Source organism: Moritella sp. F3 (assembly GCF_015082335.1).
In the GTDB taxonomy this organism is placed as follows: domain Bacteria; phylum Pseudomonadota; class Gammaproteobacteria; order Enterobacterales; family Moritellaceae; genus Moritella.
In genome coordinates this window covers 585,692-610,325 of sequence record NZ_BLRL01000002.1, presented here as the reverse complement: position 1 = coordinate 610,325, position 24,634 = coordinate 585,692, and the positions used below count along the sequence as shown (strand labels likewise).

Here is a 24,634-nt window from a genome sequence, read left to right as displayed (position 1 = left end):
ATGTGTGCAACTATGTGATGAAGATAAGCACCTAAATAATGGTGATGAACATAAGCGCTTAGCGAAAGACGAATCAAGCTGGCCAATCGCCTTCAGTCTTCGTTCTGAAGAAAAACAAGTTGGGCGTTGGACGACCTTGTCTTGGTCTATTGAAGATATTGCGTTGTATCAGCAAGCACCCGTGAGCATTGCAGCAGAAGAGAGTGACGATACTGTTGGTAGCACGACTTACTATGAACGAACGTTATTCTTATACCGCGACGAACGGACTGATTACCGTTTTAACTTAAGCTCACAAGACCCTCACCTATTTATTGTCTGTGAAGTGACTGACGAGCAGTTTACACCATTACTGATCACTGCTGCGCAAAGTGTTGCGAGTAGTTATATGGATGGCGACTATCAAGTGTTGCACATTCAAATGCCATTACCAGTGCAAGCTTGGATGGAAGCATTCATCGGTAGAAATGGCGAACTGATTGAATTTAAAAAGAAACGTTGTAAAGACAGAAAAGGGCGTTCAAGTGGCCAGTAACTTTTTTCAACGTTGGTCAGATCGCTCATTGGCGGCAAAAGACCCTGCAGAAACTGATTTAGTAGTAAATAAAGACGCTGTTGTCGAAACTGAAAATCAGGGCTCAGAGCTAACCCTAAAGCGCGATGCAGAGCTGGATATTGAGCATATTTCAGCCCCTACCCCTGAATCGGCTGCGGATCTAGAGTTATCGACAGGTGTTATTGATGAGCAGGTCGAAGCTGAACTCACTATCGATGATGCAGATAAGGTTACCTTTGATAGTGGTGTCGCTTCATTTTTACAGCATGGCGTTGATAAATCAGTAAAAAAAGCAGCGTTAGCGAAATTGTTTCATGCTGATGAATTCAACTATATCAGTGATATGGATGATCACACCGAGGATTTTTCTAATATTCCTAAGCTTGACGAGAGTATTGCGAAACAGCTGCGTGGTTGGGTTAAGACAGTATTGGAAGAGCCTGAAGCTGAATTGGTTGAAGACACTGAACTCGTTGAAGGAAATGAAGTATTAGCCACCACTGAAACTGAACCGGAAACGGGAGTAATAGTAGACCCTCAAATATCTGTTGATGAAACGACTCAATCTATCACGACTGATAATAGTTCGACGTCTTACGGTGGTGAAAAAAATTGCGGTAGTGAACAACAAAATCAGTTTCAGGCACAGCCTCAACAGACAAGTGAGACATAAAGGGACAAATAACCCCATTTAAATTCGGGACATTTTGTTCCATACGTAATTGTTTATAGCGACATTATGTCCCGTTTGGGAATAAGTAAACAATCCCTCTCTGACTTTAACTCTTTATAGGTCATTTTATTCCGTTAAAAGTTGGTTCGGTTATTGCTCTATTAGCTACAGTAAAATAGCTAGATTAAAAAGTACGGATATAACCGTACGCTAGAAAAGAGCCGCGGGTAATAACTCGCAGTTTAATCGACATCCTTATAGCGGTGACGAGATACAGGAATAACAATGTTAAAAAGTATTCTAGAAACATTTGTCGATAGCAATGGTCAAGCGCGTTTAAGTGCGATTGCTGGTACGACTGAATTATCTAATCTGATCCCGCCGACGGTTTCTTACGAAAGTCGTGGCAACTTATTGATTATTGGTGCTTACGATACGGTCGCTGGACTCGCACCACAATTTGCAACATTGAATTCAGTAACACTACTGGCTACGTCTGCTGCCACAGATGTAGCGCCAGCGACGAGCGATAGCAATACCAATGACAAAGTATTTTTTAGTAATGAAGTAACAATTAAAGGTTACCTTGGTGCGTTCGAAGTGAACTGCCGTGTAGCGGGTAGCTTACTGAATACTTACACCAATTTAGCGGAAGTGACGATTGGTGGTGATAGCTTCGATTTAGTGGTTGATATGAGCGCAGATAGCCTTATTCAAACCGAGATCCCCGCGCCGGGTTATTACCCTGTTGGTAGCGGTAAAGCAGCGATTGCGGATGTCATTGAAACGTTACCGGAAATGTTAGGTACCTTTGATAAACCAAAATACTTTCGTTTAAATAATGATATCTGTGCGCATTCATCGCGTGGTGTCGGCGGTTGTACACGTTGTGTTGATGCTTGTCCTGCGGGCGCGTTAACCAGTAATGGTCACGCTATCGAAATTAATCCGTTCTTATGCCAAGGCGTAGGAACATGTGCGACGGCCTGTCCAACAGAAGCGATTACTTACGCATTACCAGAGCCAGAAAAGACCCAGAATTTTATTTACCGCTTATTAAACAGCTATCAAATGGCGGGCGGCGAACAGCCAACGATCTTATTCTTTGGTAATCGTGACCAACAAACGGTTGCAGAAAAATTACCGTTATTACCATCAAATGTTATCCCTATTGCTTTAGAAGAGCTGGCGACGATTGGTGTTGATACTTGGTTTAGTGCCTTACTCTATGGTGCGCATCAAGTATTACTAGCCACTAATATCGCCTATATCCCGGCGACGATTGATCGCGTGCTTAATGATGAACTAACCATTGCCAATACCTTCTTAACTGAAATGGGTTTTGAAGCTGGGCGCATTTGTTTGTTTGATTTAGATTCGGCAGCGGATTTCGTGGCGTTTACTCAACCTGTATTACCTGTTGTTGAGAATAAGATCGCCGTAATGGATAGCGCAGTGTTAGCAGAGCAACTCGCTGGCACTAAACGTGACAAATTATTTACTGCGCTAGATAAATTATCTACCCAAAGTCCACTGCAACCGACACATTCGCTGATGCCTGAAAATGCACCTTATGGCGGCATTGAATGTAAAACTGATGACTGTACCTTGTGTATGGGGTGCGTTGCAGTGTGTCCAACGCGTGCATTACATGCTGTTGGTGACCGTCCTGGTCTACAATTTAGAGAACAAGATTGTGTGCAGTGTGGTCTCTGTGAGAAAGCCTGTCCAGAACAAGTGATAAGCCTTAAACCGGGTCTTAACTGGGACGCGGAAAGCCGTCGTAGTGCGGTGATGATCCACGAAGAAGAAGCGGCTTGTTGTTTAAGTTGTGGCAAAGCGTTTGCACCTGCATCGATGATTGCCATGTTAACGGAAAAACTTCAAGGTCACAGCCAATTTCAAGGTGATGCTATTCGCCGTTTATCTATGTGTGAAGACTGTCGTGTTCGCGATATTTTTTCAGATATGGCTGACGATCCACTCCGTCAGTTGAACGTGTAGGGCTACATTATGGGATCACAAAATATGTCACAGTCATTTACTGAAGATGCTGCATTGCGCATCGATATTTACAGCTTACTTGCACATTTATTACGTAAAGCACCGGATGCAGAGGTAATTGATTGGTTAGCTAATCTCGACGTTGATGCGCCGAATGCATTAATTCAAACCACGGGCATGTCAGCTGCTTGGCCACTATTGAAGTTGGCTGCACAGAAAACCTTATTAACCGCCGCTGAAGATGAATATCAAGACCTGTTTATTGGTATCGGCCATGGTGAAATTGTCCCGTTTGGCTCTTGGTTTCTTACTGGGTCATTAATGGAAATGCCGCTTGCGCATTTGCGTCATGATTTGAAAAAACTGGGTTTTCAACGTGATGAATCAGTGAAAGAACCAGAAGATCATATCGCCGCCTTGTTAGAAGTGATGACCATGTTGGTGAGCGAAAGTAATCATCGCGATCAAGCCGAGTTTTTTAATCGTCATATCGACACTTGGTTTGAACGTTTTTGCCTAGATTTGAAAAAAGCGAAAAGTGCTGTGTTTTACAGTGCGGTCGCCGAATTAGCATGGCAATTTTTAAGTATTGAAAAAATACGTTTTATCGACGTAAAAAAATAATAACGATAAGGAGCAAGCTCGATGAGTAAACAAAATAAGCCGGATGAAGACCGCCGCCAACTGTTAAAAAACATTGGTTTAGGTGTTGCAGTAGGTGCTATCGCAACGGGTGTATCCACCACTGCGAATGCGTCTGTTGATAGCCAAGAAAAGAATGATAAACAACAAAAAACAACAGGTTACCATGAAACTCAACACATTCGTGATTATTACGATACTTTGTAAGCGGAGCTCTAAATGAAATTAACTAAACGTTCCGATACGGTCAGTAAGGACGAAAAACAACTCGGTATTTCACGCCGTGCTTTTATGCGCAATTCTTCAATCGCTGCCGCTGGTGGTGCTGTTGGTGTGGGCATGTTCGCACCGGGTATGATGAAAAAGGCTGAAGCGAAATCAGTTGACCCTGAATCGCCAGTGGAAATTAAACGTACTATCTGCTCTCACTGTTCAGTGGGTTGTGGTATTTATGCTGAAGTGCAAGAAGGTGTGTGGACAGGCCAAGAACCTGCATTTGATCACCCATTCAATGCGGGCGGCCACTGTGCTAAAGGCGCAGCATTGCGTGAGCATGGCCATGGTGCCAAACGTCTAAAATATCCAATGAAGCTAGTTAACGGTAAATGGATAAAAATGAGCTGGGAAACAGCTCTTGAAGAAGTCAGTCAGCAAGTGCTTAAGATCCGTGAAGAATCCGGCCCTGACTCTGTCTACTGGTTAGGCTCAGCAAAACACAACAATGAACAAGCGTATTTGTTCCGTAAAATGGTATCGATGTGGGGCACAAACAACGTCGATCACCAAGCACGTATTTGTCACTCTACAACAGTAGCGGGTGTAGCAAATACGTGGGGTTATGGCGCGATGACTAACTCGCTGAATGACATGCATAATTGTAAATCAATCTTGTTCATTGGCTCAAACCCAGCTGAAGCGCATCCCGTTGCGATGCAGCATATCCTCATCGCCAAAGAAAAGAACAGCTGTAAAATTGTGGTTGCTGATCCACGTCGTACTCGTACAGCAGCAAAAGCTGATCATTACGTATCATTACGTCCGGGTTCTGACGTTGCCTTCGTTTGGGGCGTGCTATATCACGTGTTTAAAAACGGTTGGGAAGATAAAGAATTTATCCATCAACGTGTTTATGGCATGGAAGAAGTTCGTGCTGAAGTTGCTAAATGGACACCTGCAGAAGTTGAACGTGTATCTGGTGTGCAGGAAGCAGAAGTTTATGAAACGGCAAAACTGTTATCTGAAAATCGCCCAGGCTGTGTAGTTTGGTGTATGGGTGGTACCCAGCATACAACGGGTAATAACAATACGCGTGCTTATTGTATCCTTGAACTGGCGTTAGGCAACATGGGTAAATCTGGCGGCGGTGCTAATATTTTCCGTGGTCACGATAACGTACAGGGCGCAACGGATTTTGGTGTGTTATCAGATAACTTACCGGGTTATTACGGTTTGTCTGAAGGCGCATGGAAACATTGGGCTGGGGTATGGGATGTTGATTATGAATGGCTGAAAAACCGTTTTGATCAAAAAGACTATCGCGGCAAGCTGCCAATGAACCATGCTGGTATTCCGGTATCGCGTTGGATTGATGGCGTATTAGAGAATAAAGACAATATCGAACAGAACGATAATATCCGTGCCATGTTCTATTGGGGCCATGCAGTTAACTCACAAACCCGTGGACCAGAAATGCGCACAGCGATGGGTAAACTGGACATGATGGTTATTGTTGACCCGTATCCAGGTGTTGCAGCAGTAATGAATGGTCGTACTGATAATGTTTACTTGCTACCAGCGACAACGCAATTTGAAACAACGGGCTCAGTGACTGCCACAAACCGTTCAATTCAATGGCGTGACAAGGTAATTGAGCCACTATTCGAATCAAAACCTGATCATGAAATTATGTATTTGCTGATGAAAAAATTAGGTTTAGCGGAGCAAGTGTTCAAGAATATCGAGGTTAAAAATAACCAACCTGTGATTGAAGATATTACCCGTGAATTTAATAAAGGTATGTGGACGATTGGTTATACAGGTCAAAGTCCTGAACGCTTGAAAGCCCATCAGAAAAATTGGCATACATTCCACAAAACGACGCTCGAAGCTGAAGGTGGTGTTGCTAATGGTGAGACTTATGGTCTGCCTTGGCCATGTTGGGGTACGCCAGAGATGAAGCACCCTGGTACCCATATTCTTTATGACACATCTAAGCCTGTTGCACTCGGTGGCGGTAACTTCCGTGCCCGTTTTGGCGTGGAACGTAATGGTGAAAGCTTGCTGGCTGTTGACAGTTATTCAAAAGATTGTGAGTTGGAAGGTGGCTTCCCAGAGTTCAGTGATAAGCTACTTAAGCAGCTTGGCTGGTGGGATGAACTGACTGCGGATGAAAAGCTAAAAGCAGAAGGTAAAAACTGGAAAACTGACGTATCTGGTGGCATTCAACGTGTGGCAATTAAACACGGTTGTATTCCATTTGGTAACGCTAAAGCCCGTGCTGTGGTGTGGACGTTCCCTGATGCAGTGCCAATCCATCGCGAACCTTTGTATACACCTCGTCGTGATTTAGTTGCTGATTACCCAACATGGGATGACAGTGAAGCGATGTTCCGTTTACCGACATTATACAAATCAATCCAAGAAAAAGATGTATCGGGCGAATACCCAATTATCTTAACCTCGGGTCGCTTGGTTGAGTATGAAGGTGGTGGTGATGAAACGCGTTCAAATCCTTGGTTAGCAGAATTACAACAAGAAATGTTTGTTGAAGTTAACCCGAAAGATGCTAACGACTTAGGCTTTAGAGACGGAGAAATGGTGTGGGTTGAAGGCGCTGAAAAAGGCCGTATCCACGTTAAAGCAATGGTTACACGCCGTGTTAAGCCGGGTCTTGCCTTTTTACCATTCCATTTTGGTGGTTATTTCCAAGGTGAAGACTTACGTGGTAATTACCCTGAAGGTTCGGTGCCATATGTATCGGGTGAATCAGCAAACATTGCAACAACCTATGGTTATGATCCTGTGACACAAATGCAGGAAACGAAAGTAACCCTCTGTAAAATATCTAAAGCGTAAGGAGTCATTCCGATGGCGAGTATGAAATTTCTGTGTGACTCGAAACGTTGTATTGAATGCAATGGTTGTGTTACCGCATGTAAGAACGAAAATGATGATGCCCTTGAATGGGGTATCCAACGCCGCCGTGTTGTTACTTTAAACGACGGTGAACCAGGTGAAAGCTCAATTTCTGTGGCATGTATGCATTGTACTGATGCACCGTGTATGGCTGTTTGTCCTGCAGATTGCTTTGAGCGTACTGAAGATGGTGTTGTACTACACGATAAAGATCTGTGTATTGGTTGTGGTTATTGCTTGTTTGCCTGCCCATTTGGCGCGCCGCAATTTCCAAAGCAAGATGCTTTTGGTGAACGTGGCAAGATGGACAAGTGTACCTTCTGTGCTGGTGGACCAAATGTAGAAGACGGTTCAGCTGAAGAGAAAGAAAAATACGGCGCCAACCGTATCGCTGAAGGTAAGTTACCTATGTGTGCATCACTTTGTTCTACTAAGGCCTTGCTTGCTGGTGATGCATCTAAGATCTCTGATGTTTATGCTGAGCGTGTTGTTGCCCGTGGTGCTAAGAATGCAGGTTGGGCAAGTACTGCTGACCTTGCTTATGACGCGAGCAAACCACAAGAAAGCTAATCTAGGCGTGTTGGTTAATGCAAGTTAACTGGTTGTCATTATGTGGGTATGAATTGACTATGACTGTTTTTTTCATACCTACTGGTTGGCTGTAAATCGATTATCTTTAATATCGATTAGTTTTAATATAAATAGAGGCAGTTGGTTTCGTTATAAACCGCTGTCTATTTAGCGCTGTTGTGTAGACACAGTGAGGAGATTTAATGACTAAGCGAATTCAACATTGGTTCACTCTGCTAGTGAGTGTATTAATGCTGAGCTTTACCTTGTCAGCATTTGCGAGTGAACCCGCAGATGGCAAGACGCGCAGTGAACGTTTAGGCGAATCGTCAGTACAAGGTGAGCTTGCTGGTTTTGCTGGCGCTGATTATTGGCGTGCCGTGCGAGATGGCCAAGAGGGTTACACGACATCAAAGTCACCTGAACACGGTGTGCTGATTAGTGTACCTGGACAAGCTTGGTTTATTCTCAAAGAAAAGTGGATGTCACCATTAGGTGCATTAGCGATCTTTGGCAGTATCGGATTAGTGGTACTGGCTTATTTCACTATCGGTCCATTAAAGCTGAGTAAAGCTAAAACTGGCCGTAAAATTAAGCGTTGGAGTTTGGTTGACCGTACACTGCATTGGAGTATGGCATTTACCTTCTTAAGCTTGGCAGTGACAGGGCTATTACTGGTCTATGGTAAGCATTTTCTTAAACCGATTATTCCCCGTGATATCTGGGCCATGATTATTTATGGCGCGAAGCAGTATCACAACTATGTTGGCCCTTTGTTTGCCATTTTACTGTTTACGGTGATGATTAAGTGGTGGCGTAAGAGTCTGTTTACCAAAGTCGATATCAAATGGTTCATGAAAATGGGCGGAATGGTCGGTAAACATAAAGGTTCGCACCCATCTGCAGACTTCTCTAACGGTGGTGAAAAAGCGCTGTTTTGGTTGCTGATATTTTGTGGTGTATTTATTACCTTTAGTGGTTTTGTGCTGGATTTCCCGTTGTTTGATCAGACACGTCGTGACATGGAGCTATCTAACTTAGTTCATATGCTGGCATCGTTAGTATTGATCTGTGGTTTTGTATTCCATATCTATGTTGGCTTAGTGGGTATCGAAGCATCACTAGAGGGCATGGTGACTGGTGAAGTTGATGAAACGTGGGCGAAAGAGCACCATGATATTTGGTATGAAAAAGTAAAAGACTTACCAGAGAATCAGTCGACTACAGAGCCAGCGTCAAAGGCAAAGCCAGAAGATAAATAGTCGGGTGGTAACTCGCTAGATAGGAGTCGTCTGATAACACAGTCTGAGTCACAAGATAAGTAGGTGTTTTCTTTATAAAAATCCCCCGTCAGCTGACGAGGGATTTTAATTTTACGCTAAAGTGATACAGTATTTATTGGCAAGATATTTCGTCCCATAGATTGTTAGAAACCGTTGGTGTATCCCAAACGCCAGGAGCATTTTTAGCAATAAAACACTTACCTGAATTTGTTACTTTGTCCCCGTTAGCAACTTGAGATGCACCAGCTTCCCAAGCGATGAAATCCGTCGATGCAAAGTCTGCAGACGTTGCTGCCACGGGCGTCGTTGTTACTGCCTTAATGAATAACCATGGACCACCTGCGTCTGGTAAATCACCTTGTGTCCACCACTTACTTTCATAGATAGAGCCCTTATAACTCACTTGTTCACCCGCTGAAGCATACACTTTACTGGTATCCCAAGCCGCAACACCGCCTGCTCCGGGGTCTGTCGGTTCTGTTGGTATTGTAGGTATTTCACTGTCAGGTACTATACGTACTTCAGGCCAGCCAGCGTGAGAACCATAGAAGTTTGTTACACATTTTCCATAATCACCTGGTACAAGAGCCGAATAAGCGGTTTGGAAACCAACTAATTCACACTCAAACGAAGCGCCACCTGGACGATCTGCGTAATACTTCCAGTTACCATCCCAGTTTGTATACAGCACATCGGTTGCGCCATTCAGGTTAATACTGCCGTAGGGGGTTTGTTGGTAACAGGTGTTTTTCTCATCGGACTCAAGAGGTATTTGGTAGTGTGCTGATAACCCTTCCCAGTAACGAATTCGGTTTACTGGCTGACCTTTATTTTTGTTTTGCTCCCCACATTCAATCCCGCCATTAATCACGTTAATCGTTGTGCCGAAACCATAGGTAATACCGGCATCTGCTTCGCGCTGTGATGGAGACCATGTACGGTCAATAACATGTAACATTGCTGGTTTTGGTGCTTGTGGGGTTAAAAAGAACCAAATAGCAGATGCAAGGTTTAACCAAGAATCAGCAACTAAACCAGGGTTATCTAACAGTACCGTTGCATCGCCGTCGTACATGACTTCAGAGAACATACCGTAGTTAAAGTGGTAAGAAAGTTGTTTTGCACCACGACCAAAATAACCCTGTCCTGGAGAACATGGCCAGCGGGCATTTTGCCAATCATTTTGACCACAACCTGTTGTATAGCCTTCTTGGCCTTCAGACCAACCCATTTCACGAACGTGTACAAGCGCTTGTTGCCATTCTTCTAATGCTTGCGGGTTGTCTGAGATATTGTCTTTAGCAATATGCCCGCCCGTTTCTTGTGAAAAGTGAGCGAATGCAGTAATGATTGATTTTTTACAAATGGCATCTGAGTTACGGCCATCTGTGTACTCTCCACAAAATGCAGGGAATTTACCAACAGCACGTAGTAAACGTGTGTAGGTATATTCAGGAGTTGCCATCTGCGTTAAGAAGTCCCATTCTGCTTGTGGAAAAACACGTTCTAAGCGTTTAACATTGTCTGGGTTTGACGCTAAACCTGGTTCAATGGTGTCGACCACTGTGTTAGGTTGTGTGCGTAATGCTTGAGCCCAAATATCATACATAGGGTCCAATGTTTTAGCATCTTCCGCCGCTTGAATATCTGATTGAGAAACTATAAATCCGGTAGGATTAAGTGGATCTTCTTGTGGGGTCATTGCGTAGCTGTTAAGCACAACCCCATAGCCAATAAAAATAGATAGAAGTGTACGTTTAAACATGATCATTCCTTATCGCATGCCAATGCTAGGCATATATCCATTATTTTCTGGTCCGTAGTCAAAACCAGAAAGTCCATTCCGGAAAATATGTACTCATTTAATTTACATTCATCGAATTAAGATAATACCTTCTGGATGAAACATAATTAGCACAGCGAAATATGTTGTCAATGATTGAGCCGGTGAATTATTAAGCCTTGTGCAGTTCTTCGCATTATTAGTACTCCTTTATGATTATTTATTTGTTTTTTCATATCAGTTTCTTGTGGAGTGAAAAATACGTGAGTGATCATTTCAGTAAAATAATGAAGTAATAATGAAGCTTTAGATTTAATTGAGAAAGTAAAACGGGATAGATAGTAGTCGTGAATGGTAAGAGGAAGTCACCAAGAGGAAATAGTGGCGTGATGTGAGCACGCCACTATTTTATTTAACGCTATGTTGTTGCTAACACTGCGTCAGATGCGTTATTTACACGGACAAGCCCGATCGTGATTAAACACGACCTTGTAGTGGCACTACACGCACCAAATCACCAATTTCTGCATTTGCCTGTTCAGGTAATACTTCAACTAAACAATTCGCTTCACTCATCGAGCGTAAGATGCCTGAGCCTTGCTGTCCGGTACTTTTTACTGTTAAACGACCATTTGCATCAAACCCAAAAATACCACGGGTATACTCAGTGCGATTAGGGCGAGAGCGGAATTTTTCTGTTGCCACTGCATTGAATACTTGTGGCTGCCAATTATCCATGCCTTGCAACTTACGGATCGCAGGTTCGACAAATTGTAAAAATACCACCATCACAGCCACGGGGTTACCCGGTAAGCCGAAAAATGGCGTTGTATCTATGTGGCCAAAGGCAAGGGGACGACCTGGACGCATATTGATTCGCCAAAAGTTAATTTGTCCGAGTTTGTCTAATACAGTCTTAATGTAATCAGCATCGCCAACCGATACACCACCAGAAGATAAAATCAAATCAGCTTGTGCGCTGCCTTGTTGCAGAGTCGCTGCTAATGCTGTCTCACTGTCTTCGATAATGCCTAAGTCAATCACCTCGCAACCGACTTGGGTTAACATCGCGTGTAAGGTGTAGCGGTTGGAATCGTAGATACAGTTATTCTTTTGCGCTTCACCCGGATGCTGAACTTCATCACCAGTGGAGAATATCGCTACGCGTACCGGTCTTTTTACGGAGACTTGATTGATCCCGAGCGATGCTATCATGCCTAGCTCTGGCGCTGTGATCTTACTATTCGCAGCGACAGCCGTTTGGCCTAGTGCTAAATCCTCACCTGCTTGACGTACATTCTGGCCTTGATGAATGGCTGCCATGCTCAAATCAAAGTGTACCGTACTTTTTATCACATTATTTACAGTGCAGTCTGTTTGCACAGCTTGCTCACGCATGACTACAGTATCAGCACTCTCTGGTACAGCTGCACCTGTCATGATGCGTACTGCTTGGCCTTTTTCGAGCGGTAAGTCGTAGCTGTGACCAGCCATCACATGAGCAACGACCGTATAGTCTTCACGTGCTAAATCATCACCGCGAATGGCATAACCATCCATTGCTGAATTGGTGTGTTGCGGTACATTGACAGGTGATAAAATGTCACATGCGACAATTTGACCCAAAGCTGATTTTAACTCAACAGTCTGCGTTTGCTCAATTGGTACAATATGACCAAGAATGCGCTCACGACCTTCGGCAACAGATAACATGCCTTGTGGTGTTAAATCACCACACTGCAAACCTTGTGGTTTTACGGCAGCATTGGTATCGATTTCACCTTGGATAAAACTCACCACAAAATCGGTGATCTGCTCAAGATTGTTAATATCGAGTAGGGGGAGTGACGGTTGTGTCGATTCCGGTGCGGGAACCGCTACATTTGCTGCAACAGCAATAATGTTATTGTCTGTTGGGTGCAGCCAAGGCTTACCCACTTCGCTGCGGTGTAATTCAATCTTAGGGAAACTGAGTTTTTTAAAGCCTTCAACCAAAATAAGGTCGAGCTGAGTTTGATCTAACTGCGTGATTAAATGCGGTAATGTTGCTTCTTCAGCTGGCGTTTCGGTGACTAATGCACGGCGACAACGTGATGAAATCAACATTTGACTTGCACCTGCTTTACGCAAGCGGTGACTGTCTTTGCCTGGTTGGTCAATATCAAAGTCATGGTGTGCATGTTTAATCACGGCAACACGAATACCACGCGCGACTAGCTTAGGTAACATGGCTTCAAGTAGTGTTGTTTTACCTGTACCACTGAAGGCTGCAAAGCCAAGTAAAGGCAGTGACGCGTAGATTTTACTCATGATGCTTACTCATTGTAATTGACTCATTGTTGGTGATTTATTATGGGTAATTTATTGTTGTCCAAATTGGGCTAGTTCTACAGGGGTATTTAAATTAACGAAGGCATTTGGCTGATCGCTAAAGTCCACTGTAAGCATATTACATTGACGATATAATAGGATGATTTTACGATCACCATTATCTAAAAAAGCTTCTAATTTAGGTAAAATACGGCGATGTAATAGCGTTACTACGGGTTGAATATGTTCACCATCATGGGCAACGAGGATGTCGGTATCGGCTTGGCAAGCTGCGGCCATACGCGCGACTAAATCATGAGGTAGTTGTGGACAATCACAAGGTACAAAGCCAATCCACTCTGCGTCTGCTAAATGTAAAATCGCAGCATGCATGCCACCGAGTGGTCCCGGATAACCCTGTAATTTATCGCCAAACACCGCACCGTATTGGCTATAGTCGTCCTGGTTGCGATTGGCGTTAATTGCAATTTCAGCTGTCTGTGGTGCTAAGGTATCGATAACATGTTCAATCATGGCTTTACCCGCTAATTGAACTAAGCCTTTATCATTGCCACCCATGCGGCTTGCTTGCCCGCCTGCTAAAATTACCCAACTTGTTTGTTCAGCCGAAAGCATAGTTATCCTTCTCTTTTTTAATGAGCTGTAAATCTGCTCGTTCGATTAGTTTGCTATTGCTAATGCACCATTGACGGCGACAAAGTGCGGTCAGGGCGTTTTGCTGGTGGCTGGTGATGACGAGTGTTGAGCCGCGCTCGAGCAAATCTTTAGCTAACACCACTTGGCGTTCGATGGATTCTTTATCCATACTCGCACTTGATTCATCCATTAATAGCACGCTGGGTTTTAGTACCCAGGCTCTTGCCATCGCCACCCGCTGGCGTTCGCCACCTGACAATACCGAAATATGTTCATTAGCTAAGGTCTCTAACCCTACCATACGTAGCGCAGTTATCGCTTCACTTCGTTGTTCTTGGCGGCCTTTTAGGGCGAATTTTAAACCATAACAGACATTATCCAATACGCTGCCATCAAACATATACGGTGTTTGGTGCATATAGATAACGCCATTTTTGCCATTACTTTTAAATAATCGTTCAAACCAGCCTTGGTGCTGGAGGTTAACAGTACCAGTGGTTGGGCTTTGTAAACCGGATAATATTTTTAGCAGGGTGGTTTTACCCACGCCGTTACCGCCGGTGAGATAGATAGCTTCTTGCGGGCCGAACTTAAGATGAGGTATGTGAAAAAGCAGCCGATCTTTAAAGCGGATCGAGATATCTTCTGCTTGAATAGTAATTTGCGACATGACCTTACCTCAGCCTAATTGGTACGCAAGTGGGCTTTACCACGGGCGATAGATAATAAGAAATTAAGTCCTAGGGCTAAGATTAATAACACCATGCCTAGGGCCACCCCTTGTGCAAATGCGCCTTTTGAACTTTCAAGGGCGATTGCTGTAGGGATATTACGTGTCGAATTGAGAATATTACCGCCGACCATCATAGAGCAGCCCACTTCGGTAATAATACGGCTAAAGGCGGCGATAATGGCTGCAAGTAGTGGGAATCGACACTCCCACATTAAGCTTAACAATGCGCGGGGTAAACTCGCCCCTAATGTCAGTGCAGTTTCCCAAGCGCGGCGATCACTGTTTTGAAATGCAGCGTGCATCATTGATACTAAAATGGGAAAGCACACCATCATTTGTCCCAAAATCATCGCTTTTTGCGTGAATAGCATTTGCCAATCACCTAACGGACCGGCGCGAGACAGCATCATGTAAAGTAACAAGCCAATCACCACGGTTGGGATAGATTGGCAGGTATTAAATAAGGATAGTATTAACCAACGCCCAGGGAATTTTCCGTAGGCGAGGGCAAAGGCGATCACTAATGCTGGCACGAGTACCAAGGTGATCGCCAGCAAAGACACTGAAAATGACACCCCCACAATCCCCCACAGTGCCATATCGCCACTGAAGAGAAGTTGTACTGCGTCTTGAGTCGTTTGCCAAATGTTCATTAAATATCTAAGTGACCAATAGGTTGATTAAGACTTGGCATTGGCAACAAATAATTGCTCGCCACCACGTTTATAGCTGTTAATCATTGTTTGTGCTTTCGGGTTAACTAACCAATCACTGAAGATCTTCGCGCCTTGATAGTTGATGCTTGGGTAACGGCTTGGGTTAACTAAGATAACTTGGTACGGGTTGAATAAACGTTTGTCGCCTTGTACTACAATCTTCAGGTCGAGTTTGTTTTGGTAAGCTAACCAAGTGCCACGGTCTGTTAATGTATACGCTTGCAGTTCAGACGCCATGTTGAGTGTTGGTCCCATGCCTTGGCCTACGGCTTTGTAGCCTGTAAAGGTCGGTTCCATTTTAGTTTGTGCCCACAGGCCTAATTCTTTCTTGTTCGTGCCTGAGTCATCACCACGCGAGATGAACGTTGCATTGTAAGAGGCGATGCCGGCGAGTGCTTTCACAACATCTTTATCGGCATTGATTTTAGCCGGATCTGCTTTTGGTCCAACCAATACAAAGTCGTTATACATGAGTTTGCGTGGTAGCACGCCGTAACCAGCATCAACAAATTTAGCTTCTGCTTTTGCTGCGTGTGTCATGACTAAATCAACATCGCCATTTTGACCCATACGTAGGGATTTACCGGTACCAGCAGCAAGAACATCAACGGTATAACCTGTGTCTTTTTTGAATTCTGGTAATAAGAAGTCAAGTAGCCCTGAATGATAAGTACTGGTGGTCGTAGCCAAACGGATCTTCATGTCGTCAGCGGCATGAACACCTGCTGTTGTTGCAAGTGCTAATAGCGCGAGTGATGTTTGGATAAATGTCATCGGTTTTACAGTCATTAGGTCTTCCTGACGTTAAGTTATTGCTAGACGCAAGTCATAAGTGAATGAGTAAAGGGCTACTGCATAAAATTTTAGTAACGAATTATAGTTATGCTACACAGTGTGTTTTGATATTGATAAATAACCCTATTTGTAGATATAAAGCAAATTAGATGCCAAATTAAATAATAAGCCATACAAAACACTATACTTACCAATAAGTGGTTAATTTAAAAGGTAAATAATATAATGAATAAATTGAATGAAAATAAAGGCTTGAAACAGTTTTGACTTTGCTAGTCGATATGAGACAAAATGTCGCAACTTAAAAATTACGGTAGTTATTTATATTTATGTCTGAATTTACGTCTTCTCCCTCTTGGGCTGCTGTCTCTGTACTTGTTGTTGATGATGAGCCGGGTATGCGCGCGATCTTAAAGAAAGCCTTAAGCAAAAAATTTGCGCAAGTTGATACCGCTGGCAGCATTGAAGAAGGTGAAGAGTTGCGTAAGCGTTGCCATTTTGATTTATTGATTGTCGATATCAATTTACCGGGTCGTTCGGGTATTGAGTGGCATGAAGCATTTGATCCGCAAACGCGCCGCAGCGATGTTATTTTCATGACTGGCTACGCCGATTTAGATACTGCGGTTAAAGCCTTACGTGCAGGCGCATCGGATTTTATTTTAAAACCGTTTAATCTTGAACAAATGATGCAATCGGTGAGTCGTTGTATCGAACGCCGTTTAGTTGAACGCCAGAACTTTGCTTTGCAACGCGATATTGAACGCACTTTTCCGATTGATATTATTGGTGATGCAGCTAAAACCTTGTCGATGAAAAAACTGATCACGCAAATTGCACCTTCGATGGCGGCAGTATTGGTGGAAGGGGAATCTGGTACAGGTAAAGAATTAGTGGCGCGTGCGTTACATCAATTGAGCTTACGTAATGGTCCTTTTGTGCCGTTAAATTGCGGCTCTATTGCCCCAGACTTATTAGAAAGTGAATTATTTGGTCATATTCAAGGTGCATTTACTGGCGCGAAGAAAAGTCGAGAAGGGCTGTTTCGTGTTGCCAATGGTGGTACTTTATTTCTTGATGAAATTGGGGAAATGCCATTGGCCATGCAGTCTTCGCTATTACGGGTATTAGAACAAAAAGCCATAAGACCTGTGGGGGGAGAGCGCGAAATCCCCGTCGATGTACGTATTGTTGCGGCGACTAACCGTAATTTAAAAGAAGAAGTTGACGCCGGACGTTTTCGTCAAGATTTGTACTATCGTTTAAATGTATTAACGGTCGATCTACCGCCACTGCGTGATCGTGTTGAAGATATTCCGGCATTAGCACATCATTTCACCCTTAAATTATCGAATGACTTGGGGATGAAGGGCGTGAGTTGGACACACGAAGATATACAAGCCATGCAAGCCTATGATTGGCCGGGTAATATTCGTGAATTACGTAATTTGATGGAACGCTGTATTTTATTGGGTAAACCGCCAGCTGAATATTGGCGAGAGCTGCAAGGTGAGACCGAACCGTTACCAAGGTCGGCTATTGGCACATTTGATCAAGCGCGTATGGATGAAGCTAATTTGACGAGCCCTTGTCACTGCTCATCTGTCGTCGATGGTGATGAAGAACAGTATTGTTATCCTACTGCATGGACATTAAAACAAGTCGAAAAAGCCCATATCATGCAGGTTGTTGATTCTCATGAAGGCAATAAATCAGCAGCGGCGCGTAAGCTTGGCGTGGCACGTAAAACGTTAGAGCGTAAATATAAAGAATGGGTGGATGAAGCTGCCTTATGAACATGAAACAATTTATACTGTTATGGATTAAACGCTTTCGGACTATGGTGCGTTATCGTTTGTTGGTACTGACCTCAGTACCGATCATTCTGACGTTATTTGCACTGTTCGCACTGACGATGTATTGGACGGTGACTTATACCTGGCAAAATGCATTAATGAATGTCAAAGCCGATCTCGCGGTGGCGCATAATAGTATTGAATTATTGCAAAAAGAACAGCGTATGCAGCTTAAATCGCTGACTACGTCGTACGATTTTCAGCATTTATTACGCACAGACAAAGCTAAGTTAGCTGCCTGGGTAAAACAACAAGCAGAAGATAATGAATTAGATTTTGTCGTCTTACATCCCGCATCGGCATTAGCGAGCTTTCCTCTCGTTAGCCAAAAACTACTGTTAACAGGTCAATCACAGGCGTTTTTTCAAGTATTAAACAATAAGAAACTGCTCGCGTTAAATGACAAACTAGCGATTAATGCTCAAATCCCCTTATTAGGTGAAAATAAGCTAGAGTCGAATGGCTTGGTGAGTCGTAATTTATTGCCGATCTTTGATGATAATAATAAGCTCCAGTGGATTATTGATGGTGGTATGTTGCTGAACAACAGCACGTTACTTGTCGATCGTATCCGAGAACTTGTTTACACCGATGGGTCATTACCGGCTGGTAGTATTGGTACGGTAACGCTGTTTATGGATGATATTCGTGTGAGTACCAATGTACCATTAGACAGTGAAGGGCTTAATGGTCGTGCGATTGGTACACGTGTATCAGAAGAGGTCAAACAGCAAGTTCTTATCGATGGGTTAGATTGGACTGGCCGTGCGTTTGTTTATGATAATTGGTACATATCGGCGTATGAACCGCTACGAGATCATGACGGTAATGTCATTGGTATGCTGTATACCGGTTATTTAGAGTGGCCCTTAGTTGAGACTTTTTTAACGAATATTGCTGAATTTAGTGTCGGTATTATTGCGGTGCTATTACTTTCTGGTGGGCTGGTATATCGTGGTGCGCGAGATTTATTTAGGCCGATAGAAAAGATCCACAATGTGGTTCGAGTGGTGCCGCTAGGGCTAAATCGACGCATTGGTGATCTGGGGTTATGTAAAGATCATGAATTAGCTGCGCTTGGTCAGCAATTTGATTCCATGTTAGATCAATTGCAACAACGTAATGATTTGATTAAACAAGCCTCTGCGGAGCTAGAAGATAAAGTACGTACGCGAACTCAAAGCTTGCATGATAAAACCCAAGAGTTAGAGCAGTACATTAAGTTGTTAAACCAAACTCGCAGCAAGCTGATTATGAGTGAAAAACTCGCTGCGCTGGGGGAACTCACCGCTGGTATTGCCCATGAAATTAATAATCCGACGGCCGTGATTTTAGGTAATGTCGAATTGTTGCAACTCGAGCTCGGTGACGATAGCCAACGCGTAACGGAAGAGCTTGAAGCGATACATGAACAAATTGATCGTATCCGTAATATTACCCGCAGTTTATTGCAGTACAGCCGTCAAGGTGGAGTGCAAGATGAAGTGACTTGGCAGCATTTAAATCATATCGTCAAGGAAAGTCTGACGTTAGTGCGTTCTGGTACGAAGTCAGCCAACGTACAAGTCGAATCACAATTAGATGCTAAATGTTGTGTGGAAGCAAATCGTCATCAATTATTGCAAGTGCTGGTTAATTTACAGATGAACGGTGTGCATGCCATGGATGATCAAGGTCTGCTGAAAATTAAAACGGAAGATTGGCTTGATGATCAAGGTCATACTATCGGTGCGGCTGTGCACATTAGCGATCATGGTTGTGGTATTAGCGAAGATAATTTAGCGCGCATTTTTGACCCATTTTTTACCACGCGTCGTAGCGGTACAGGTTTAGGCTTGTCGGTGAGTCAGAGTATTATTAGTGAAGTTGGCGGTAAGATCACGGTGCAATCTGAGGTCGGTGTCGGTTCAACGTTTTCTATTTATTTACTTGAAAAAGCGGTGGTACATAATGACCTATTAGTGCCTGTTGAAGTTTACTAGCAGGTCTGGAATTTATAAAAAAGCAAATAGGGAAATTGCCGCATTCCCGTATAACGCGGTCTGAGCTTCTTCATAGTCTGGCGTTTTAGCTGCTACGGCGATACTCAGACCGCCATGTTTGTTATACCAAACTGCGCCGAATACGATGCTAAACTGCCCATTTTCAAGTGTTAATTGATAATCGTTAGGGGTGATGATATTAGGCCGCTCCCCTTCAATCGTAATGTCGTTAAACCGATAGCGTCCCTCAATACCGGTAAATACAAAGCAAGCAGAATCGGACGCCCCTATCATGCCTGGGCGAAATGGTTGTTCGGTAGAGATATTTGCAGCGCCCATATTGGCACCAAGATCGTGCCCCCAGCGCAACATCATTCCGGTAGCAACATCACTTCTAAAGTTACCGATATTCACTTCGCTAATACTCGTTATTTCAAACTCCGCCTTCTCTAATAAATAACTATCAAACCAATCGTTATCAAACCATGCGTTATTCGATAGCGTATTACGGCTCAGGTTAAAATGAGTGAGGTAACCAATACTGCCGACAATGCCATCGTCAACTTGATATTCCCAACCCTTGGGTTCTTCGGATCCTGTGATGCTGTGAACAAGCTTTTGGGCTTGCTCTGAGAATGAATCTGTACCTGTTGTACCGACGGTGAGGTTAAATCGTTGGGCTTGTTGTTGATGGCGACTGATAAAATTAAATTCACTATACAGGTAACCCGCATAAGGCCTGTCATTGGCGATTGGATCGACTATTTTAATGTCTGCTGGAGTCCATATTTTATGGCCGAGCGTAAACTCAATCTTATCTAAAGACGTGCCACCCCATATGGATAAGCTTAAAGGCGTGAGTATCGTCGGTGTGTTAATTTTTCCTGACGTATAAGAGCCAAAAATGCCATTGCTGTAGTCTTGATCAACGCCCAAAATAGTATCGTTGTCTATCGAAAATGTCACCGTAGGTGATTCGGATGCTGTTACGTTGGCTGAGGTTATTATTGTTAATAGCCAGTATATTGGCTGGAATATTTTATATTTCATACTGTTACTCTAATTAACAATAGATCATTAATAATAGCAACAGATAGGGTTATGGGAGGGGGAAAACAGGATATGCGAGGATAATTGTCTATGAGATCTCATCGACGTTATAAAACTGTCATATAGCTGAAATATAAAATACATAATGACTTGTTAGTTTATATCTGTCTTAAATTATAACCTGAGTAGATAAAAGCATGAGCAAAGATACATTTGACCCAACGAAATACAATCACAGTAACAACGAACCTTTTGCATCAGTAATGGAAAGGGAACTCTCTCGCCGCAGTATATTAAGAGCGGGGATGGGAATGGCTGCTGTTGGCATGTTAAGCGGTGTGGGTCTAGCGGGTTGTTCGAGTTCAGCGACTAATTCAACAGTGGCAACTGATGGCAATGTTAAATTAGGTTTCGATTCTATTGCTGGCGCCAAGCTTAATGCTGTCGCAGTGCCAAAAGGTTATAGCGCACAAGTACTTGCACCTTGGGGGACACCACTAAATGATTTTGCTCAGGAATGGCGAGCAGATGGCACTAATAGTGCGAATGATCAAGCAAACTCATTAGGCATGCATCATGATGGTATGCATTACTTCCCACTAAACGGTAGCTCTACCGATGGTTTGTTATGTATTAACCATGAATACATAGATCAAAAAGCATTACATCCAGCAGGTCCAACGAAAGACAGTAATAGCTTACGTACAATTCTTGATGAAGTACGTAAAGAAATTAATGCTCATGGTGTAACTGTTGTACGTATTAAGCAAACTAATGGCATTTGGGATGTGGTGAAAAATGATAGTCATAATCGTCGCTTTACTGGTGCTACTACTATGGATATTAGTGGCCCTGTTGCTGATAAAGCGCTACTTGAAACGCCTTTCTCTCCAAACGGCGATAAAGTACGTGGCACACTAAATAACTGTGGTAATGGTTATACGCCATGGGGTACTTACTTGACCTGCGAAGAAAATTGGCCTGGCTATTTTGTTAATACAGGTACCCAGACCGCAGATCAATCACGTATCGGTATTGATGATAAGAACACGCGTTATGGTTGGGATGATTTAGCTGGTAACTCCGCTGAGATTAATGATGAATTTAAGCGTTTTGATATTACAGTGAAAGGCCGCAGCGCTGCAGATGATTACCGCAATGAAGCCAATGGTCACGGTTATATTGTTGAAATAGACCCTTATGATAATCAATCGAGTGCAACCAAACGTACCGCTTTGGGTCGTTTCCGACATGAAGGTTGCGTGTTTGGACAAGTTGTTGAAGGCAAACCTATTGTGTTCTATTCAGGCCACGACTCTCGCTTTGAATATATTTATAAGTTTGTATCTGATGTTAATTGGCATGCTGGCGATGCCTCACGTGATGACCGTTTAGCTGTCGGGGCTAAATACATGGATCAAGGTACGTTATACGTCGCTCGATTCGATGATAATGGCGTCGGTGTATGGTTACCATTAACCATGACCGCTGTAACTAAAGAGCAAGGGGTATTGGCTGACCACTTTACTAATCAGGCTAGCATTATTTTGAATACCGCTGGCGCTGCGGATTTAGTCGGCGCAACACCAATGGATCGCCCTGAATGGGCAGCTGTAGATCCAGTTAATGGTGCGGTTTACATGACGTTAACCAATAACACGAAACGTACGACTGAAACGAATGCTGCTAACCCAAGATTAAATAACAGTACGGGTCATATTATCCGCTGGCAAGAAGGCGATAATGCTGAATTATTTAGCTGGGATATCTTTGTATTTGGTGCGGCAGAAGATGCAGATCCAGACGTGAATATTTCAGGATTGGCAGAGTTAAACCAATTCGCTAGCCCTGATGGCTTGGCGTTTGATGCGCGTGGCATTATGTGGATGCAAACCGATAATAGTGCACCTGAATTGACTGAATACACCAATGATCAAATGTTGGCTGTGGTACCAAGTCAGTTAACGACGGATTCAGGCGAACTCGATACGATCAACAGTGATAATCAAACAGCGTTAAAGCGTTTCTTCGTTGGCCCGAATGGCGCTGAAGTGACTGGTTTGGCTTTTAGTCCTGCGCAGACAGATTTATTTTTGAATATACAGCATCCAGCTAATTGGCCGTATAGCAGTGATGCAACGATGGAAACCCCGAGTAATAAAACAGTTCGACCGCGAGCTGCAACGGTGATTATTCGTAAAAATGACGGCGGTGAAGTTGGGGTTTAATGAACTGATAACAGATGTTTTGTAGCCAAATGTATAACCAGTCTTCGGGCTGGTTTTATTGTTTATCGCGCCTTATTTACGGTAGGATAGCGTTATCAGAATCGAGAGTTTAACCGTGGGCAGAGCATGACTAAAACAGAAAAAAAGATTGATAATAATTTATGTAAAGTTCTTACCGATGTGTGTGAAACGGCAAAGGATGAAATCCAGGGCTTTCAGTGGTTAACACATCAGGTGAACTACGCTAATTTTCCGGCATCGTTAAAACTGATTTGTGTGTTTGATAGTAACGCTGATATTGCTCAGCTTGCCGTATCGAAACAAGACTTGCGTTTGAAGGCATTGTTAACACAAGCACTTATTTCGATGGAAGTGAAACTCAAAAATCCTAATAAACAGATCAAATTTGACAGTGAAGAAAATTGTGGCCGTGATAATGGCGGCAATTGGACTAAACGTTTAGCTTAACGGCTATTCTTTTGAACTGTAGGATTAATCTGAACGGTGCGATGAAGCTGAACAGTACATACTAAGATGATCACAGCCGACAGCATCAGCACCAAGCCTAGGTTGTTTAAGACCCCGGTGATCGCCAATCCAGCGCCTAGCAGTAAATAATACAACAAACCAAAGACCGCGCCAGCAGATCCCGCAACCTCTTTATATTGTGCCAAGGCGTGAGCCAGAATATTAGGAATGGCGATACCATAACTCATCACGACAATCAGCATAGGGGCTAATAACCAAACGCTGTCTTGCAGTACGTAAACCCCGGAACTACCGAATAAAACTAACCCACAGGCTAATCGTAATAATGCTTGCGATGTATATTGAGCTTGCAGCAGACGCTTATTCAACAAGCTGCCGAGTAAACTACCACACGCTAGTGCGATACCTGTGTAGCCAAATTCTGTTGAGCTAAAATTGAGTTTGCTAAAGATAAACGGCGCGAGTGAGTAATAACTAAATAGCACTAAGTTAAACAGGGCGACGAGTATCGCGTTATAACGAATATGACTGTCTTTTAGCATACGCATGAGTAACGTTAGTAGGTTGATCTTCGTAATGTTCTCTGGGCAGGTTTCTGGTAATGCGCTTAATGTCATTAAGTATAAAATGGCTGCTAGTAGCAGTAGTACTGAGAATACCCCCACATACCCGGCGTAGTCTGCGATGAAACCACCCGAGATTAAACCAATCACCGGGCTTAATGAAATTCCCATCCCCATCAGAGTGAAGACTTTAACCAGTTCATTACCATCGTAGCTATCACGGAGCATCGTTTGCGTGACGACCGAGCCTGCCGCAGCACCAAATGCGGAGACAAAGCGTGCGAGCATGATGATATTAAAGTCTGTTGCCAGCAGTGCCAGTATACAGCCTAGTCCATATGTACATAAACCAATAAGCATGGCTAGTCGACGGCCAATGAGGTCGGCTACGCGCCCCCAAAAGATCACCCCAAATGCAAATGCGCTAAAATAAATAGATAAGGTTTGGGCGGCGGTGCTGACGCTCACTTCAAATGTACTTGCCAGATGTGGTAATACCGGACTGTAGATGGTTTCAACAATCTGTGGAAACATTATTAAGACTAATATTAGCCCTATGTGAGGTTTTTTATTCATGTGTTGCTCCAGAACACCAGTACTAATCACAGC

General features: G+C 43.4%; 20 protein-coding genes. 12 read left to right on the top strand and 8 right to left on the bottom strand.

Features of this window, described 5'->3' with window-relative positions:
* The first annotated feature begins 4 nt into the window (after positions 1-4).
* The 8 genes from JFU56_RS05815 to JFU56_RS05780 all read left to right on the top strand — a co-directional run bounded on the left by JFU56_RS05815 (position 5) and on the right by JFU56_RS05780 (position 8,842).
* Positions 5-535 carry a DUF3305 domain-containing protein gene (locus JFU56_RS05815; protein ID WP_198436318.1) on the top strand — a complete coding sequence of 177 codons (531 nt, stop codon included), beginning with the start codon at positions 5-7 and terminating at the stop codon, positions 533-535.
* Entirely contained in the window at positions 525-1,229 is a 705-nt protein-coding gene (locus JFU56_RS05810) for a DUF3306 domain-containing protein (RefSeq protein WP_198436317.1), read from the top strand. Before JFU56_RS05815 ends, JFU56_RS05810 begins: the two co-directional genes overlap by 11 nt.
* Positions 1,230-1,514: 285 nt before the next feature.
* On the top strand, positions 1,515-3,233 hold the full coding sequence (locus JFU56_RS05805; RefSeq protein ID WP_198436316.1) for a 4Fe-4S dicluster domain-containing protein: 1,719 nt from the start codon (positions 1,515-1,517) through the stop codon (positions 3,231-3,233).
* A 9-nt stretch (positions 3,234-3,242) separates the two neighbouring features.
* On the top strand, positions 3,243-3,857 hold the full coding sequence (locus JFU56_RS05800; RefSeq protein ID WP_198436315.1) for a molecular chaperone: 615 nt from the start codon (positions 3,243-3,245) through the stop codon (positions 3,855-3,857).
* 21 nt (positions 3,858-3,878) lie between these two features.
* Complete coding sequence (locus JFU56_RS05795) at positions 3,879-4,082, top strand: twin-arginine translocation signal domain-containing protein (protein WP_198436314.1); 204 nt, start codon at positions 3,879-3,881, stop codon at positions 4,080-4,082.
* Between the two features lie 12 nt (positions 4,083-4,094).
* Complete coding sequence (locus JFU56_RS05790) at positions 4,095-6,950, top strand: formate dehydrogenase subunit alpha (protein ID WP_198436313.1); 2,856 nt, start codon at positions 4,095-4,097, stop codon at positions 6,948-6,950.
* A gap of 12 nt (positions 6,951-6,962) precedes the next feature.
* Positions 6,963-7,580, top strand: a complete 618-nt coding sequence (gene fdh3B / locus JFU56_RS05785) for a formate dehydrogenase FDH3 subunit beta (protein ID WP_198436312.1) — start codon at positions 6,963-6,965, stop codon at positions 7,578-7,580.
* Between the two features lie 203 nt (positions 7,581-7,783).
* A complete protein-coding gene (locus JFU56_RS05780) occupies positions 7,784-8,842 on the top strand; it encodes a formate dehydrogenase subunit gamma (protein WP_198436311.1) in 1,059 nt (352 codons plus the stop codon).
* 133 nt (positions 8,843-8,975) lie between these two features.
* Here the strand turns inward: JFU56_RS05780 and JFU56_RS05775 are convergent, their stop codons facing one another.
* From JFU56_RS05775 to JFU56_RS05750, 6 genes are all read right to left on the bottom strand, one after another.
* Positions 8,976-10,628: a chitinase gene (locus JFU56_RS05775; RefSeq protein WP_198436310.1), complete on the bottom strand. Its 1,653-nt coding sequence runs from the start codon at positions 10,626-10,628 to the stop codon at positions 8,976-8,978.
* Between the two features lie 495 nt (positions 10,629-11,123).
* Positions 11,124-12,956 carry a bifunctional molybdopterin-guanine dinucleotide biosynthesis adaptor protein MobB/molybdopterin molybdotransferase MoeA gene (locus tag JFU56_RS05770; protein WP_198436309.1) on the bottom strand — a complete coding sequence of 611 codons (1,833 nt, stop codon included), beginning with the start codon at positions 12,954-12,956 and terminating at the stop codon, positions 11,124-11,126.
* 51 nt (positions 12,957-13,007) lie between these two features.
* Positions 13,008-13,592: a molybdenum cofactor guanylyltransferase MobA gene (mobA, locus tag JFU56_RS05765; protein ID WP_198436308.1), complete on the bottom strand. Its 585-nt coding sequence runs from the start codon at positions 13,590-13,592 to the stop codon at positions 13,008-13,010.
* Positions 13,579-14,283, bottom strand: a complete 705-nt coding sequence (locus JFU56_RS05760) for an energy-coupling factor ABC transporter ATP-binding protein (protein WP_198436307.1) — start codon at positions 14,281-14,283, stop codon at positions 13,579-13,581. Before JFU56_RS05760 ends, mobA begins: the two co-directional genes overlap by 14 nt.
* Before the next feature lie 14 nt (positions 14,284-14,297).
* Complete coding sequence (locus JFU56_RS05755; RefSeq protein ID WP_198436306.1) at positions 14,298-14,999, bottom strand: ABC transporter permease; 702 nt, start codon at positions 14,997-14,999, stop codon at positions 14,298-14,300.
* 27 nt (positions 15,000-15,026) lie between these two features.
* Entirely contained in the window at positions 15,027-15,851 is an 825-nt protein-coding gene (locus JFU56_RS05750; RefSeq protein WP_198436305.1) for a substrate-binding domain-containing protein, read from the bottom strand.
* Between the two features lie 335 nt (positions 15,852-16,186).
* Between JFU56_RS05750 and JFU56_RS05745 the strand changes: the two genes are divergently transcribed.
* Both JFU56_RS05745 and JFU56_RS05740 read left to right on the top strand, forming a co-directional pair.
* The gene (locus tag JFU56_RS05745) at positions 16,187-17,653 is read left to right on the top strand and encodes a sigma-54 dependent transcriptional regulator (protein ID WP_198436304.1); all 1,467 of its coding nucleotides are present in this window, start codon (positions 16,187-16,189) and stop codon (positions 17,651-17,653) included.
* Complete coding sequence (locus JFU56_RS05740; protein WP_198436303.1) at positions 17,650-19,695, top strand: HAMP domain-containing sensor histidine kinase; 2,046 nt, start codon at positions 17,650-17,652, stop codon at positions 19,693-19,695. Before JFU56_RS05745 ends, JFU56_RS05740 begins: the two co-directional genes overlap by 4 nt.
* A gap of 12 nt (positions 19,696-19,707) precedes the next feature.
* Here the strand turns inward: JFU56_RS05740 and JFU56_RS05735 are convergent, their stop codons facing one another.
* On the bottom strand, positions 19,708-20,745 hold the full coding sequence (locus JFU56_RS05735) for a lipid A deacylase LpxR family protein (RefSeq protein WP_198436302.1): 1,038 nt from the start codon (positions 20,743-20,745) through the stop codon (positions 19,708-19,710).
* 197 nt (positions 20,746-20,942) lie between these two features.
* On the opposite strand from JFU56_RS05735, the gene JFU56_RS05730 reads away from it, so the two are divergent.
* The gene (locus JFU56_RS05730) at positions 20,943-22,973 is read left to right on the top strand and encodes a PhoX family phosphatase (protein ID WP_198436301.1); all 2,031 of its coding nucleotides are present in this window, start codon (positions 20,943-20,945) and stop codon (positions 22,971-22,973) included.
* A gap of 126 nt (positions 22,974-23,099) precedes the next feature.
* Positions 23,100-23,441, top strand: coding sequence for a Fis family transcriptional regulator (locus JFU56_RS05725; protein WP_198436300.1), 342 nt, complete (start codon positions 23,100-23,102; stop codon positions 23,439-23,441).
* Here the strand turns inward: JFU56_RS05725 and JFU56_RS05720 are convergent.
* The gene (locus tag JFU56_RS05720; RefSeq protein WP_198436299.1) at positions 23,438-24,601 is read right to left on the bottom strand and encodes a multidrug effflux MFS transporter; all 1,164 of its coding nucleotides are present in this window, start codon (positions 24,599-24,601) and stop codon (positions 23,438-23,440) included. The two genes, JFU56_RS05725 and JFU56_RS05720, sit on opposite strands and share 4 nt — an antisense overlap.
* Positions 24,602-24,634 lie beyond the last annotated feature (33 nt).